Here is a 16070-nt window from a genome sequence, read left to right as displayed (position 1 = left end):
CGTCGCCGCGCGTGCTCGGCTCCTGATCACGCTGGCCTGGCCGACGCTGGCGCTGCACGGTCTCGACCAGGCCCTCGCCATGCTCGAGGACTCGAGGGCCCAGAGCGACTCGGCGCGCTTCCACGCGCTGAGCTGGGTGCAGGAGGCCGTCGTCCAGGTGTCCTGCCAGGACTGGCGCGCTGCCCTCGCCGCCCTCGACCAGGTCGGTGAGTCCCGCTCCCTGCTCACCCCCGGCGAGCAGGTCGCCGCGCTCATCAACGGGGGCTTGGCGCACCTGTCGCTGCTCGAGCTGGGCCCGGCGCGCGCCGACCTCGAGACCGCCCTGCGCCTGAGCATGCAGCACGGGCTCGCGGCGCAGGAGTTCAAGGCTCGGCACAACCTGGGCTGTCTCGAGTACTACGCGGGGCGGCTCCCCGAGGCGATCCGGCTGATGCGCGAGGCCGACGAGATGTCGGTGTCGGTGGGGCGCGTGCGGGCCCAGCACGACCTCGCCCTCGTGCTCCTCGAGGCCGGCCTCGTCGACCAGGCCCGCGAAACGCTGACCCGCGCCCTCGACGAGGCGCGCCGCGACGGGCACCGCCTCGAGGAGGCGGACCTGCGGCTCGACCTCGCGACCACGGCCCTGCTGCGTGACGACCCGGCGACCGCCCGCGACCACCTCGACGCGGCCGTCGCGGCGTTCCGGGCCAGGGGTGCCCGCGAGCGCCAGCGCAGCGCCGCCCTGCTCCGCGCCTCGGTGTCGGTCACGGGCGGCGTCGTACCGCGTTCGCTCGAACGCACCCTTACACCGTGGCTGGACGTCGAACGGCCGGTCACCCCCGACGAGCGCCTCGCGGCGCGGGTGCAGGTCGAGGCACACCTCCTGCGGGGTCGGGTCCCCGAGGCCGCGTATGCCGTGCAGCAGCTCCGGGGGCGGGTTCGCCAAGGCTTCGCCGCCGACATGCACGACCGCCTACTCGTCGCGAAAGTCGCTGCAGCACAAGGCGACGCGACACGCTCACGCAAAACGATCCGCTCGGCGATGCACCGCCTGACCGAGCGCCAGGCACCGAGCCAGAGCCTCGAGATCCGGTCGGCACTGGCCCTGCACGGCAGGCGGATCGCAGACTTCGACGTCAACGACGCGCTCGCGAGCGGCTCGGTGCCCCGGGTCTTCGACGCCGTGGAGCGATGGCGCGCCGTCTCGCACCGCCTGCCCCTGCTCACCGCTCCCGAGGACGAGCGCTCGGCAGAGCTGGTCGCCGAGCTGCGGCAGGCCCGTCGCGCGGCGGCGGAGCCCGGCAAGGCGGGCGACCGTCATCGCGCCCGTGCTGCCGAGCTCGAGTGGGAGGTCAGCCACCTCGACTGGGCACGCGCGGAGCAGAACGGTGCCGGGACCGCAGTCGCCCCGGTCCGACACGCTGCGACCCGTGCACTGCTGGAGGCACGGGGTGAGCAGGCCCTCGTCTGGGTCGCGCAGGAGGGGCAGGAGTACGTCCTCGTCGTGACACCACGCGGGAGCCGGATGCACCACCTCGGCCCGGCCGCGCAGGTGGGGGCCCTCGCCGACCGGCTGACCCGCGACCTGCACGCCCATGCGTTCGCGGTCACCAACCCGGCCCTCGAGGCGGCTGTCGAGCGGGCGGTGGCCGAGTCGGTCGAGGCGCTGGACCGTCGGCTGTTCTCCGAGCTCGAGCTCGACGACGGCCCTGTCGTGGTCGTCCCCGGGCGCACCCTGATGGCCGTGCCGTGGGGCATGCTGCCCACCCTCGCGGGACGCCCCGTGACCGTGGCCCCTTCGCTGACCCGTTGGGCCACACCACTCCTGGGCACGGAGGACGCCGGCGCAGCACGCCTTTCCGTCGCCACGCTCGCGGGCCCGAGGCTGGGACGGGCGGTCGCCGAGGCGGGGGCCGTCAGCGAGATCTGGCGGGCCGCGGGGGTGAGGTCCACGGCATACGAGGGGGCCACGACCGGGGCCGTGCGCGAGGCGCTGGTCGGCGGCGGAGTGGTCCACGTGGCTGCCCACGGCACCCACGAGCGGCAGAACCCGTGGTTCTCGTCGCTGTCCATGGCCGACGGCCCCGTCTTCGCCCACGAGCTGCCGCGCCCTGCGAACGCCCGACACGTCGTCCTGTCCGCGTGCGACGTGGGTCGCACCGACCCGCTGCCGGGCGACGAGCCCCTCGGCCTCACAGCGGCCCTGATGGCGCTGGGCGTACGCAGCGTGGTCGCACCCGTCGCACCGGTCTCGGACGCCGCAGCCGCGGCGGCGATGGTGACCTACCACCACCAGCTGGCCGGTGGCCGGTCAGCGTCGGAGGCGCTGGCCCGGACCCTGGAGGCACACCCCCTCGCGGGGGCCTTCTGCCTGTACGGCACCGACTGGCGCCCGGACCCGGCTCAGATCCAGAGTGCGGGGTCCTTGAACATCGCCTCGTAGGGGTCCTCGTGGCCCTGCGGGAACCTGATCGTCGCCGGGATGCCCGTCGCGATCGCCCCAGCGGGGACGTCCTTCACGACCACGGAGTTGGCGCCGACCTGCACGTCGTCCCCGATGTACACGGGGCCGAGCACGCGGGCTCCTGCACCGATCGTCACCCGGCTGCCGACGGTGGGGTGGCGCTTCGTCTTGGCCATCGAGCGGCCCCCGAGCGTCACCCCGTGGTAGAGCATGACGTCGTCGCCGACCTCGGCCGTCTCGCCGATCACGACCCCCATGCCGTGGTCGATGAAGAAGCGGTGGCCGATGACCGCACCGGGGTGGATCTCCACCCCCGTCACCGACCGCGTGACCGTCATGATGACCCGGGCCACCGGCTTGAGCAGACCGCCGCGCAGCCACAGCCGGTGGGCGAACCGGTAGACCCAGATCGCATGCAGGCCGGGCGAGTTCAGGGCGACATCGACCCGCGACGCGGCCGCAGGGTCACGCGCCAGGGCCGCGTCGAGGTCATCGACGATGCGACTACGCGCCCGCCGTGCATACAGGGCCAGGGTCACTGGGGAAGCGCCGCCTCGGGTCGGGATCGGTGGGGTCGGGGGTCGGATGCGTGTGTTCCAGCGGTCAGTCGAGCAGGTCGGAGAAGAGGATCGTCGACAGGTAGCGCTCACCGAACGACGGGATGATCACGACGATGGTCTTGCCGGCGTTCTCTGGACGGGTGGCGACCTGGTTGGCGGCCGCGAGCGCGGCGCCGGACGAGATGCCGACGAGCAGTCCCTCCTCCTTCGCGGCGCGCTTGGCCCACTCGACCGCGGTCTCGGCGTTGATGTCGATGACCTCGTCGTAGACGTCGCGGTCGAGGATCTCGGGAACGAAGTTGGCGCCGATGCCCTGGATCTTGTGCGGTCCGGGCTGGCCGCCGTTGAGGATCGGCGACTCCTCGGGCTCCACGGCGATGATCTGGACCCCGGGCTTGCGGGACTTGAGCACCTGCCCGACGCCGGTGATGGTGCCGCCGGTGCCGATGCCGGCGATGACGATGTCGACCTGGCCGTCGGTGTCCTTCCAGATCTCCTCCGCGGTGGTCTTGCGGTGGATCTCGGGGTTGGCCTCGTTGGCGAACTGCTTGGCGAGGATCCCGCCACGCTCCGCCGCGACCTCCTCGGACTTGGCCACGGCGCCCTTCATGCCCAGGGCGCCCTCGGTGAGGATCAGCTCGGCGCCATACGCGCGCAGGAGGGCACGCCGCTCCTTGCTCATCGTCTCGGGCATGGTGAGCACGACGTTGTAGCCCCGGGCCGCACCGACCATGGCGAGGGCGATGCCGGTGTTGCCCGACGTCGCCTCGACGATGGTGCCACCGGGCTTGAGCGCCCCCGCGGCCTCGGCGGCGTCGATGATCGAGACCCCGATGCGGTCCTTGACCGACGACGCGGGGTTGTAGAACTCGAGCTTGCCCGCGACGATCGCCTCGCTGTCGATCAGTCGGTTGATCCGCACCAGGGGCGTGTTGCCGATGAGCTTGGTCACGTCGTCATAGATGGGCATGCGTGGTCCTCGTTCGGGTATGCCGCGCGCTGTGCCGCGCGCGGACGTGGGCGTTCGCTCTGATCAGCGAACGAGACGTTATGCATATTCCAACAGATTGTTATGCAGTCACGCAACGCCCGTCCAGAATCGGCCTGTGGCCGGGGCCTGCCGGGAATGACGACTGCGGCGACACCTCTTTGACCCTGCTCACACACCGCTAAGCAGGCGCTTACCCATGGGTAGGCTGGCCGCCATGTCTGCACTCCAGATCGTCGCGCTCGTCTTCTGCGGGGCCGTCGCACTCACCGGGATCGCGCTGTTCGTCAGGGTCATCCGGCAGTTCCTGGCCGTGTTCCGCCTCGGGCAGCCCGACACCACGCGCACGGGCGACAAGGGCCAGCGCACGATGACGCTGCTGCGCGAGTTCCTCGGTCACACGCGGATGTCGCGGCTGCCGGTCGTGGCGGTGGCGCACTGGTTCACGATGATCAGCTTCGGGGTGCTGTTCTTCACGCTGCTGAACGCCTTCGGGCAGCTAGTCAAGGCCGACTTCGCGCTCCCGCTCATCGGGCACTTCTTCCTCTACGAGTGGGTGACGGAGTTCTTTGCCTGGACCGGGCTCGTCGGCATCGTCGCGCTGATGGTCATCCGGCAGAGGAACCACCCGCGCAGCGCGGCGGGCGAGGGCGGGCGACGCAGCCGGTTCTTCGGGTCCACGTTCTGGCAGGCCTACTACGTCGAGCTCACGATCCTCGGCGTCACGATCTGCATCATCACGCTGCGGGCGCTCGAGTACGCCCTCGACTTCAACGGCGGCACCCAGGGCTTCTCCGGCGTCGGTCACGCCGACGCCCTGCACTACCCGCTGACCGGGTGGCTCGGCGCGATGTTCAAGGGCTGGTCGGTGTCGCGCCTCGAGGACGTCATCGTCGTCGTCGCGGCGGCGAAGATCCTCATCTCGTTCGCCTGGATGATCACCATCTCGCTGCAGCCGACCATGGGGGTCGCGTGGCACCGGTTCCTGGCGTTCTTCAACATCTTCCTCAAGCGCCACGCCGACGGTCGCACCTCGCTCGGCGAGCTCCAGCCGATCACGGTCGGTGGCGAGCCACTGGACTTCGAGAACGTCGAGGACCTCGACGAGGACGCCGCGCTCGGCGTCGGCAAGGTCGAGGACTTCACCTGGAAGGGCCTGCTGGACTTCAGCACCTGCACCGAGTGCGGCCGCTGCCAGTCCCAGTGCCCCGCGTGGAACACCGACAAGCCCCTGTCGCCCAAGCTGCTCGTGATGGCGCTGCGCGACCACGCCCACGCCAAGGCGCCGTGGCTGCTCGCCACCGAGTCCGAGCGCGAGGCGCTCGGCGAGGACGCCGCCCAGCTCGCCGAGGTGCCCCTCATCGGTGACACCGGGTATGCCGCCACCAGCCTTGCGGCCGGGGACGGCACCCACGGGGTCGGTTCCGGCGCAGGCGCGCTCGCGGCATACAACCCGCACGGACCGGACGCGGTCATCGACCAGGACGTCCTGTGGTCCTGCACCACGTGCGGCGCCTGCGTCGAGCAGTGCCCCGTCGACATCGAGCACGTCGACGCGATCGTCGACATGCGGCGCTACCAGAACCTCATCGAGTCCGCGTTCCCGAATGAGCTCGGCGGGCTGTTCAAGAACCTCGAGAACAAGGGCAACCCGTGGGGCATGGCCGCTCGGGCACGGCTCGACTGGGCCAAGGACCTGCCGTTCGAGGTCAAGATCCTCGGCCAGGACGTCGAGTCCGCCGACGACGTGGACTACCTGTTCTGGGTCGGCTGCGCCGGTGCCTACGAAGACCGCGCCAAGAAGACCACCCGCGCGGTCGCGGAGCTGCTCGACCAGGCCGGGGTCACGTTCGCCATCCTCGGCGACGGTGAGTCCTGCACCGGTGACTCCGCGCGTCGGGCGGGCAACGAGTTCCTGTTCCAGATGCTCGCGCAGCAGAACGTCGAGACGCTCAACGAGGTGGGCGCCACCAAGATCGTCGTCACCTGCGCGCACTGCTTCAACACCATCAAGAACGAGTACCCGCAGCTCGGCGGCAAGTACGAGGTGGTCCACCACACCCAGCTGCTCAACCGCCTCGTCCGCGAGAAGAAGCTCGTCCCGGTGGCCCGGCCGACCGACGTGCCCGGCAAGTCCACCAACAAGGACGTCGCCTCGACCGCCGAGACCGTGACCTACCACGACCCCTGCTACCTCGGCCGCCACAACGGCGTCTACGCCCCGCCGCGCGAGCTCATCGGCGCCCTGCCCGGCGTCGAGCTCAAGGAGATGGAGCGCACCAGGGAGAAGTCGTTCTGCTGCGGCGCCGGTGGTGCCCGCATGTGGATGGAGGAGAAGCTCGGCACGCGGATCAACACCAACCGCACCGAGGAGGCCATCGGCACCGGCGCCGAGCGGATCGCGATCGGCTGCCCGTTCTGCCGCGTGATGATCTCCGACGGCCTAACCGCCGCCCAGTCCGAGGGCCGCGGCGAGGACGTCGAGGTCGTCGACGTCGCCCAGATGCTGCTCGCGGCCGTCAAGCGCGGCGGCGACGAGCGACCTGCCGACGCGGCCGAGCCCGAGCCGGAGCCCCAGCCCACCCTCGCCTGATCCTCTCCTGACCCTCTCGCCAACCCTCTCGCCAACCCTCTCCCTAACCCCTGCTAGCAAGTCCTGGCTGAATCCGGACAGGGTGCAAGCTGTCCGGATTCAGCTAACCCCTGCTAGCAGGCTTTAGTGAGGTCCGCGGCGCGGGGTCCGCGCGTCGACCCGGGCGACGGCAGCGACGTCGAGCGCCCGGGCCTCCTCGAGCGGGGGCGCCGCTCCGCCCCGGGACGCCGGCCACCACCAGGTGCGCCCGGGCTCGAGCGGAGCCTGCGGATAGCTGCCGACGAGGCCGGCGACCATCGACTCGAGACGGTCGTGCAGCCGGACGGTGAGCGCTGCGGCGTCCTCGCCCGGTTGCGGCACGAGGGGTTCGCCGACCACAACGACGACGGCGGTGCCGCGGCGCAGTGACCGACGGCCGTCCACCGTCATGACCCGGTGCAGACCCCAGTGCGCGACCGGCACGAGCGGCGCCCCGGTCGCGAGCGCCAGGTAGGCGGCGCCGCGCCGGAAGTCGTCAGTGGCCTTGACCTCGAACGCCCGGCCGATCGTCGCCTCGGGATAGATCCCCACGGCCTCTCCGGACTGCAGCGCCCGCAGCGCCGACCGCGCAGCCACCTCACCGTGGGCCCGGTCCACAGGGATGTGCCGCATGGCGCGCATGAGTCCCCGCGAGCCCGCCCACTCGAACGCCGCCTGCTTGGCGAGGAACCGGACCAACCGCCCCCGCATGGTCCCGACGAGTCCCACGAGCATGAAGTCGAGGAACGAGTTGTGGTTGGCGGCGACGACGACCGGCCCGGTCGCCGGCAGCCGAACGGCACCCCTGACCTCGAGCCGCAGGCCGAGCACCCGGAACAGCAGCCGGCAGGCCGCGATCACGAGGCGATAGGTCCGGTCCGGCATGCCCGTGGTTCGTCGCCGCACGGCCACGGGGATGGGTCAGGCGATCTCGGCCATGAGAGCGGCCAGCTTGGCGCGCGAGGCGATCTCGAGCTTGCGGAAGATGTGCGACAGGTGCGCGTCGACCGTACGCGGCGAGACGAACAGCTTCTCGGCGATCTGGCGGCTGGTCAGACCCTCCGCCACGAGCTGTGAGACCGCGAGCTCGGCCTTGGTGAGTGACCCGAGCGGGGTTGTCGGCTGGTCGGCCGGCTCCTGCGGCGCGAGGAGGTCCGCGACGGCTGCCACCCCGGCCGGGCTGAAGTGCCCACCCACGAGCCACCCTGCGGGGCAGTCGCGGACGGCGCCCTTGGGGGGCGGCGACCCGGCGACGGGGCGGCCGACGGCTCGCCGGCTCACCCGCAGCGCCGCCGCGGCTCCCGTGAGCTGCCGGTATGCCGCGCTGCCGGGTTCGCCCTGGAGGACCGCAAGCCCGTCGAGGGCGTCCGCCGCCCGCAGGGGCATCGGGATCTCGCTGGCCCGGCGCAGGGCCGAGAGGAAGGACGCGCGGGCCTGCGAGGGTTCGCCCATCGCCACCAGGCACTCGGCCACGAACAGCCGGGCCTCGACCCCGTCACGCCCGAGCTTGCTGGTGTCGGCGAGCACGACGACGTCGGCGGCCAGCCCGGCGGCCTGCGCGACCTCACCCCGGGCGAGCAGGTCGCGGGCCTGCTGCAGCTGCACGCCGAGTCGGACGGCCCAGGGCAGAGTCTCGGTGTCGACCTCGATCGTCCCGGTGCCCGTCACCAGCCGGTGCACGGTGTCGGCCAGGAGCGCGATGCGGTCCTCATGGGTCGCTTGACCGCGGTCCCGGGCGAACGCGGCCAGCGAGGCCGCCTCCACCAGGCGGCCCTGCTCCCAGGCGATCCGGGCCTGCAGCGTGTGCGCGGACAGCGCCATCCACTGCTCGTCCGGCGGCGGCGCATCGAGGATGAGCGGAGCCAGCCGTTCGGCCTCGGCGAGGTCGCCGCGGGAGACGCAGACATCCATGAGGGTGCGCCGGGCCTGGCGCGTGACGTTCGCGTCGGACTGTCGGTGCGACAGGGTCACCTCCGCGTCGGCCCGGGCCGCGTCGAGGTTGCCGGCGTCGAGGTGCATCTCGGCTCGGATCGCCGCGTTGCGCGCCAGCTCGAGGTCACGCGAGGCGGGGTCCAGGGCCGCAGCGTGCTCCTCGGCCCGGTCGAGAAACCGCAGGCCCTCGTAGGTGCCCCGGACCTCGGAGGCGCAGATGCCCGCCCGTCGGGCGAGCTGTGACCCGATGGCCGGCGGGCCGTCGCCGCTGTCGAGGACGGCCTCGAGCAGGTCCACGGCCTCGCGGGCCCGCATCGCGGTGTAGAGCGAGGAGAAGGCGCGGTTGGCCAGGGCGTAGCCCTCGGGTCGGCCCTCGTCGGTGGCACAGGCCCTCGTGATGGCCGCCGTGACGAGCTCGATCTCCGCGAGCCAGGGCTCGTCGGCCGCTCCGCTGTTGAGGTCCTGCGGTATGACGCGTTGAACCCAGCGCAGCAGGCCCGCCTCTGCGGCGGGCTGGTCCCCGCTGGCTGCCGCCATGTGCCGGCCGAACTCGCGCAGCGGGGCGAGCATGTCGAAGCGCCCGTCGGGCTGGACCTCGACGAGGCTGCGCCGGGCCAGAGCGGACGCCTGCTGGACCGCCTCGGTGCGCGAGAGGTCCCACAGGTCGGCCAGCGCGTCGAGGCCCACGGGGTGTCCGATGACGGCAAGCCGTCGCAGGCACCGCTGCTGGTCCTCGTCGAGCAGGTCGTAGGACCCGCGGACCGCCTCGGCGAGGGTGCCGGCGGGCACGACGTCGCTCACCCCGATGAGCGCGATCTGCACGGCCAGCTGCTCGATCACGGACGGCAGTCCGCCGCTCTCGGCCAGCAGCTTGCGCACGGTGGGACCGTTCGCGTCGAGGTCGATGGGCAGCCCGCCTGCGGCCGCGACGCGGGCCAGCAGCAGCTCGACCGCGGGGCCCTCCAACGGGCTCGCGGTATCGGGGACCGGCAACGGCGACAGCCGCAGGACCGCCTCGTTCGGCCGGCCCGCGACGGTGGTGGCGGTGCACAGAAGGTGGAAGCCGTCAGCGTCGTCGACCAGCGTGTCGAGGAGTGCGCCGAGGCCGTCGATGGAGTCGACACCGTCGAGCACCAGCAGCAGCGGCTGGTCGTCCAGGGCCCGCTTGAGCGCCAGCCCGGGTGCCTCACCCGGCGCGAGGTCCGCCCCCAGTGCGTCGAGGCAGGCCGTGACGAGGGTGTCGGTGTTCGGGTGCCGGTTCGCCGACACCCAGACGGTGGGGGCGCCGACCCTGGATGCAGCGAGGTGCCGCGCCAAGAGGGTCTTGCCGCAGCCCGGTGCCCCGGTCAGCGTCACCCAGCGGTTGGCCTCGACAAGTCTGCTGAGTCGCTCCAGGGTGTCGTCACGCCCCACGCATGGAGTCAACACGTCCACAGGCTATCGACCCCCCTGGGTGAATATCGGTGGTTTCACCGATGCCGGCACGGTGCCCCCGCCGCCACTCTAGAGAACGTTCGGACCGGTCCGGGTCTCAGGCGACGCGGAGGGGCGCTTCCTGAGTTCCGGAAAGGACCCGCGGATCGGGGGGTCTGCGAAAGAAGGGCCGGGTGGCTTCCAGTGAAGCCACCCGGCCCTTCTGCTTGGCCTGTGCAGGTGCGGTTCGGCGCCGGCACCACGGGCACTTCGGCCTCAGACGGCCAGGGTGCCGGCGCGAGCCGGCGCCGCGCTCAGCTGAGGGAGTTCTTGCTGAGGAACTCCTTGGCGACCACCGACGCGTCCTTCTTGTCGGTGACGACCTGGGTCAGCAGTGCAGCGAGCGTCGTGGTGTCGAGCTTGGCCGACACCGCGTTGAGCGCGCCCTCGATGGTGGCGTTGCTCTTGCTCTTGGTGATGAGCGGGACGACGTTCTGGGCCGCGAAGAAGCTCTTCGGGTCGTCGAGGATCACGAAGTTGTTGGCCGCGATGTTGGGGTCGGTCGTGAACAGGTCGGCCGCGTCGACCTGACCGTTCTTGAGCGCCTGCACCGTGAGCGGGCCGCCGGCGTCCAGCGGGCGGAAGGCCTTGAACTCGAGGCCGTAGACCTTCTTCAGGCCCGGGAGGCCGGAGGCGCGGGTCTTCCATTCGGGCGGGCCGCCGAACGTGAGCTTGTCGCTCTTGCCCTTGAGGTCCTCGATCGACTTCACGCCGAGCTCGTCGGCCTTGGCCTTGGTGAGGACGACGGAGTCCTTGTCCTCGGCGGCGGACTTGTCGAGCACGGTCAGCGTGGCCGGCAGCGACGCCTTGAGCTCGGTGTAGACGCCATCGGAGTCGGTGGCCTTGGCGTCCTTGTTGAAGTACTGGGTCAGGACGCCGGTGTACTCGGGGATCAGGTCGATGGACCCGTCCTGGAGGGCCGGGATGTAGGCCTCGCGGGCGCCGATGTTGAGGCGCTTGGTGACCTTGACACCCTTGGCCTCGAGGGCGCCGGCGTAGATCTCGGCCAGCAGCGCGCTCTCGGGGAAGTCGGCCGAGCCGACGGTGATGCCGCCGCCGCCCGCACCGCTGGACGAGCTGCTGCCGCCACCGGTGGCCAACGGGTCCCCACCCGAGTCGCCGCAGGCTGCGGTGGTCATCAGGGCCGCTGCTGAGGCGAGTGCCAGAGCGATCTTGGGCAACTTCACGGTTGTCTCCCTACTGTCTGCCGAGCGGGCGCTCAGCTGGCTTGCGCCTTCACCGTACGTGTTTCGAGTTCAATCTCTACATCCTTGGGGGTATTCCCGCCTCGGGCAATCCGGCCCGTGAGACCGGGCGACACGGCATACCGCTGGACCAGGGCGAGCAGGCCGTCGGTGCCCAGCGCCAGCACGGCCACGAGCACGGCCCCACCGGACATCTGTGCGTAGTCGAGGACCTTCTGGCCGTCGATGAGGAACCGGCCGAGCCCTCCGGCGCCGATGACGGCGGCAAGGGTGGCCGTGGCGATGACCTGCAGGGTGGCGGAGCGGAAGCCCGAGAAGATCAGGGGCAGGGCGTTGGGCACCTCGACCTTCGACAGCACCTGGCCCCCGGTCATGCCCATGCCCTTGGCGGCGTCGCGGGCGGCCGGGTCGACGCCCTCGACCCCGGCATAGGCGCCCGACATGATCGGCGGGATCGCCAGCACGGTGAGCACGATGATCGTCGGCACGATGAAGGCCGACTCACCGCTCACCCGGGAGAAGAAGTAGAGCACCATGAGGTAGATCAGGCCCAGGCTCGGGATGGCCCGTGCGGCGCCCGCGAGGTTGACCACCAGGAACCGCCCGCGCCCGGTGTGCCCGATGGCCAGGCCGAGGGGGATCGCGATGAGCGCGGCGATCGCGAGGGAGAGCGCGGAGTACCAGACGTGCTCGAACAGCCTCAGCGGGATGCCGTCGGCGCCGGACCAGTGCGACGCGTCGGACAGCCAGTCGATGATGCCGGCGATCATGCCCCGCCTCCCGTCGCCCGTAGCCAGGGAGTCATCAGGCGGGTGGCCCCGACGATGACGACGTCGAAGAGCAGCGCCAGCACGATGCACGCGACGATGCCGATGACGAGCGGGGTGTAGTAGAAGCGGTTGAACCCGTCGCTGAAGAACAGCCCCAGCTGGGGGACGCCGAGGATGGTGGCGACGCTCACGATGCTGACGTTGCTGACCGCGGCCACCCGCAGGCCGGCCGAGATGACGGGGACCGCGAGCGGCAGCTCGACCGCGAAGAACCGCTTGCCGCCGCCGAAGCCCATCGCCGTGGCGGCCTGCTTCGTGGAGTCGGGCACCGCGCCGAGGCCGTCGGCGACGGTGCGCACGAGCAGGGCGACTGTGTAGAGCGTGAGCGCGACGACGACGTTGACCGAGGACAGGATCTTGGTGCCGAGGATGCCCGGGAGCAGCACGAACAGCGCGAGGCTGGGGATCGTGTAGAGCAGCCCGAAGCCTGCGGTGAAGGGGGCGTAGAGGGCGGGGAAGCGCCGAGCGAGCCACCCGAGCGGCAGCGCGAGCAGCAGCCCGACGACCAGTGGCACCCCGGCGAGGTAGATGTGCTGCCCCGTGCGGCTCAGCACCTCACTGAGGTGGTCGAGGAAGTAGGTCATGACGGGGTCGCGCCGGGCCGGTCGGGGTCCTGGAGCTCGGGGCGGCCGGCCTCCTCGATGGCGGTGAGCACCTCGTGCGCCTTGACGGTGCCGACGAGGGCGCCGGAGTCGTCGACGATCACGCCACGGCGGCTCGGGCTGGACAGGGCGGCGTCGAGGGCGGCGCGCAGCGGGCCGCTCCCCCGGGCGGTGGTGCCGCCGCGGTGGAGCATCTCGGTGCGGACCTCACCCTTGACCCGGCTCGGCTCGATCCAGCCCAGCGGGTGGTTGTCGCCGTCGACGACGAGCACCCAGTCACTGTCGAGCCCGGCGGCCGACTCGCCCAGGGCGATGGTGCGCTCGGGGGCGAGCGGGAGGCGCGGGGTCGGCTGGAAGGACAGGGCGCGATAGCCGCGGTCGCGTCCGACGAAGTCGGCCACGAAGTCGTCGACCGGGTGCGCGAGCAGGTATGCCGGGTCGGCCAGCTGGGCGAGCACCCCACCGACGCGGAGCACCGCAACCTGGTCGCCGAGCTTGATCGCCTCGTCGATGTCGTGGGTGACGAAGACGATCGTCTTGCCGAGCTCGCCCTGCAGGCGCAGGAACTCGTCCTGGAGCTGCTCGCGCACCACCGGGTCGACGGCGCTGAAGGGCTCGTCCATGAGCATCACGGGCGGGTCGGCGGCGAGCGCCCGCGCGACCCCGACGCGCTGCTGCTGGCCACCGGAGAGCTGGGCCGGGTAGCGCTTGGCGAACGCCGGGTCGAGGCCCACGCGCTCGAGCAGCTCCAGCGAGCGCCTGTCGACCGCCTTGCGGTCCTGGCCGAGCAGCCGCGGGACGGTGCCGACGTTGTCGAGCACCGTGCGGTGCGGGAAGAGCCCCGCGTGCTGGATGACGTAGCCGATGCCGCGTCGCAGCTCGGACTCCTTCATGCGGGAGGTGTCACGACCGTCGAGGCTGATGGTGCCGCTCGTCGGGGTGATCATCCGGTTGATCATCCGCAGGCTGGTCGTCTTGCCACACCCGGAGGGACCCACCAGCACGGTGATCTTGCCGCTGGGGGCCTCGAGGGACAGGTCGTCGACGGCGACCGTGCCGTCCGGGTACCGCTTCGTCACGCGGTCGAAGGCGATCATGCGGATCAACCTAACCCAGCGCGCCGACGGTCCGCGCCCCTCGGCGAGCACAGGTCCCGGATACTGGTCCCGTGCCTGCGACCCTGCGCCTCGACGGCGCCACCCTCGACCTCGACGGACTGGCTGCGGCTGCATGGGGATCCGCGACCTCGGTGGAGCCCGGAGCCCTTGCCCGGGCCGCCGAGTCACACCGGATCGCCGCGGACCTCTCGGCGGGGCAGCAGGTCTATGGCCGCACGACCGGCGTCGGCGCGGCGCGCGACGAGACCACCTCGTCGGCGGTCGACCACGGGGTCCGGCTGCTGCGCTCGCACGCAGCGGGATGGGGTGAGGTGGTGCCGACCCGGGTCGTGCGAGCCGCGCTCGCTGTCCGGGCCAACCAGCTCCTGGCCGGTGGGTCGGGTGCGAACCCGCGGGTGGCCGAGGTGCTGGCCGCGCTCGTGGGTGCTCCGGAGGACGACCTCCCGGTCGTCCACCGGTACGGGTCCCTGGGCACCGGCGACCTGACGGCCCTCGCCGAGGTGGGGCTGACGCTCCTGGGCGAGCGGGAGCGGGTCGGGGGCGCGCGGCGTGCGGACCTGCAGCTCACGACGGCCGACGCGCTGCCACTCATGTCCTCGAACGCCTTCGCCATCGCGGAGACGGGTCTGCACGCGGCGTCACTGCACGCCCTCGCCCGTGCCGCAGACACGGTGTGCGCGCTGAGTTTCGTTGCGCTGCAAGGCAATCCCGAGGCCATCAGCGAGCGAGCCGCAGCGGCGACGCCGTTCCGTGGCGCCCAGGAGGTCGCCCGGGTGCTGCGGGAGCTGCTGGCTGGGCAGTCCGGCGAACCGGCCCACATCCAGGACTTCTTCGGCCTGCGCACCTGGCCCCAGGTGCACGGGCCGGTGCTCGACACGGTCACCGACCTCAAGACCGTCGTGGAGACGGCGGCCAACACCGCGTCCGAGAACCCGCTGTTCTCGGCGAGCCCCTCGGGTGGCGAGGTGACGCACCACGGCGGCTTCCACGCGGCATACCTCGTCCTGGCGGTGGACTCCGCGCTGCTGGCGCTGACCCGGTCGGCCCAGGCAGTGCAGTCGCGGATCAGCCACACCCTCACCGACAGCGGCCTCGGTCTGCCCCTGTTCCTGTCCGACCGGACGCCGGGGTCGTCGGGCGTGCTGATCGCGGAGTACGTTGCGGCGTCAGCCCTTTCGATGATCCGGGGGGTCGCGTCGACACCGTCGAGCGTGCAGACCGCTGGGGTGTCGGCAGGGATCGAGGACGACGCCTCGTTCGCTGGGCAGGCGGCGCTGCGGCTCGGCGACGCGACCGCCGCGTACCGGCGGATGCTGGCGGTCGAGCTCGTGTGCACGGTGCGCGCCCTGCGGATGCGCGGTGTGACCCCCGCCGGCGAGCTCGGTGCGGCGCTGGCCCGCTGCGCGGACCTGCCCGCCGACATGGAGGACCGGGACCTGTCCCCCGAGCTCGAGGTGGCCGAGCACATCGTCGAGGCGTATGCCGTTTCGACACCAGAAGAGCGCTAGGCGCCCTCCGCGCGGCGAGACGTGCTGGGCGGCGTTGGCGCCGTCGGGGCCCTTACGCGCCGTCCGCCAGGAGGTGCTCGACGAGGAAGCCGGCGGACTCCGTGTGCCACCGGTCGGCCTGGCGCAGCATCGCGTGGCTGTCGCCCTTGACCGCCTCGTAGGTGACGTCGGCTCCCTGGGCCCGCATCGACCCGGCCATGGCCAGCGAGCTCTTGGGCGAGGTCATCATGTCGCGGGTGCCGTGCATGACGAGGACGTGGAGGCCGGGGTGGCTGCGGGCAGTGTCCCGGGGCTCCACCCACGGCGCGAGGGCCGCGATCGCGCGGACCCGCTCGTCATCGGCGAGGTGCAGGGCGACCCGGCCGCCCATGGAGTGGCCGAGCAGCCCGATGGGGACGCCGGGGTGGCGGGCCGCGATCTGCCCCAGGGCCAGTCGGGCGTCAGCGACGGGGCTGGCGTCCTTGCCGTTCCAGCCACGCACGGCATACCGGATCTCGGCGACGGCGACCTGGCCGTGACCAGCGCCGGCCACGGCCCTGGCGAACGGGCCCATGCGCCACACGGCGGACTGCCACGGGCGTACGGCACGTCGGCTCCTGGCCTTGCCTCCGTGCAGGATCAGCACGACGGCGCGAGGGGACTCCAGCTCGGTGGGCCAGAGCAGGCGGGCGGCGGTCATCGGGCTCCTGGGGTCGGACGGTCGCAGTGTTTCGGAGCGGAGGGGTGGCTCGGATGGGCGGGTCGGGTGGCCCGGGCGGCCGGCCGCGGGCCTGGGCCGGGTCGGCGGGCCTGGGCCGGGC

12 protein-coding genes are annotated in these 16070 nt (G+C 71.9%); 3 read left to right on the top strand and 9 right to left on the bottom strand.

The genetic code is table 11. From position 1 onward, the window contains the following. The first annotated feature begins 79 nt into the window (after window positions 1-79). Window positions 80-2422 carry a CHAT domain-containing protein gene (locus AC1DV7_RS12735; RefSeq protein WP_477597505.1) on the top strand — a complete coding sequence of 781 codons (2343 nt, stop codon included), beginning with the start codon at window positions 80-82 and terminating at the stop codon, window positions 2420-2422. Here the strand turns inward: AC1DV7_RS12735 and cysE are convergent. Both cysE and cysK read right to left on the bottom strand, forming a co-directional pair. Beyond that, window positions 2383-2982: a serine O-acetyltransferase gene (gene cysE / locus AC1DV7_RS12730; protein ID WP_477597504.1), complete on the bottom strand. Its 600-nt coding sequence runs from the start codon at window positions 2980-2982 to the stop codon at window positions 2383-2385. The genes AC1DV7_RS12735 and cysE overlap by 40 nt on opposite strands. A 64-nt stretch (window positions 2983-3046) precedes the next feature. Continuing rightward, window positions 3047-3973, bottom strand: coding sequence for a cysteine synthase A (cysK, locus tag AC1DV7_RS12725; protein ID WP_477597503.1), 927 nt, complete (start codon window positions 3971-3973; stop codon window positions 3047-3049). A gap of 235 nt (window positions 3974-4208) precedes the next feature. Between cysK and AC1DV7_RS12720 the strand changes: the two genes are divergently transcribed. Continuing rightward, entirely contained in the window at window positions 4209-6584 is a 2376-nt protein-coding gene (locus tag AC1DV7_RS12720) for a (Fe-S)-binding protein (RefSeq protein ID WP_477597502.1), read from the top strand. 123 nt (window positions 6585-6707) lie between these two features. Here AC1DV7_RS12720 and AC1DV7_RS12715 read toward each other — a convergent pair whose 3' ends face one another. The 6 genes from AC1DV7_RS12715 to AC1DV7_RS12690 form a co-directional block, all read right to left on the bottom strand. Next, window positions 6708-7508 carry a lysophospholipid acyltransferase family protein gene (locus tag AC1DV7_RS12715; RefSeq protein WP_477597501.1) on the bottom strand — a complete coding sequence of 267 codons (801 nt, stop codon included), beginning with the start codon at window positions 7506-7508 and terminating at the stop codon, window positions 6708-6710. Window positions 7509-7523: 15 nt separating this feature from the next. Further along, window positions 7524-9947: a helix-turn-helix transcriptional regulator gene (locus tag AC1DV7_RS12710; protein ID WP_477597500.1), complete on the bottom strand. Its 2424-nt coding sequence runs from the start codon at window positions 9945-9947 to the stop codon at window positions 7524-7526. A gap of 314 nt (window positions 9948-10261) precedes the next feature. After that, window positions 10262-11194, bottom strand: coding sequence for an ABC transporter substrate-binding protein (locus tag AC1DV7_RS12705; RefSeq protein WP_477597499.1), 933 nt, complete (start codon window positions 11192-11194; stop codon window positions 10262-10264). A gap of 32 nt (window positions 11195-11226) precedes the next feature. Beyond that, window positions 11227-11982: an ABC transporter permease gene (locus AC1DV7_RS12700; protein ID WP_477597498.1), complete on the bottom strand. Its 756-nt coding sequence runs from the start codon at window positions 11980-11982 to the stop codon at window positions 11227-11229. Next, window positions 11979-12626: an ABC transporter permease gene (locus tag AC1DV7_RS12695; protein ID WP_477597497.1), complete on the bottom strand. Its 648-nt coding sequence runs from the start codon at window positions 12624-12626 to the stop codon at window positions 11979-11981. Before AC1DV7_RS12695 ends, AC1DV7_RS12700 begins: the two co-directional genes overlap by 4 nt. Then, window positions 12623-13741, bottom strand: coding sequence for an ABC transporter ATP-binding protein (locus tag AC1DV7_RS12690; protein ID WP_477597496.1), 1119 nt, complete (start codon window positions 13739-13741; stop codon window positions 12623-12625). Before AC1DV7_RS12690 ends, AC1DV7_RS12695 begins: the two co-directional genes overlap by 4 nt. Window positions 13742-13812: 71 nt before the next feature. Between AC1DV7_RS12690 and AC1DV7_RS12685 the strand changes: the two genes are divergently transcribed. Continuing rightward, window positions 13813-15270: an aromatic amino acid ammonia-lyase gene (locus tag AC1DV7_RS12685; protein WP_477597495.1), complete on the top strand. Its 1458-nt coding sequence runs from the start codon at window positions 13813-13815 to the stop codon at window positions 15268-15270. Window positions 15271-15322: 52 nt separating this feature from the next. On the opposite strand, the gene AC1DV7_RS12680 is transcribed toward AC1DV7_RS12685, so the two are convergent. Then, the gene (locus AC1DV7_RS12680) at window positions 15323-15949 is read right to left on the bottom strand and encodes an alpha/beta hydrolase family protein (protein ID WP_477597494.1); all 627 of its coding nucleotides are present in this window, start codon (window positions 15947-15949) and stop codon (window positions 15323-15325) included. Window positions 15950-16070: the final 121 nt, after the last annotated feature.

The organism is Pedococcus sp. P2_E4, from assembly GCF_056403935.1.
Note: the sequence above shows the minus strand (reverse complement) of the source record. Positions and strands in the feature narration are given on the sequence as shown.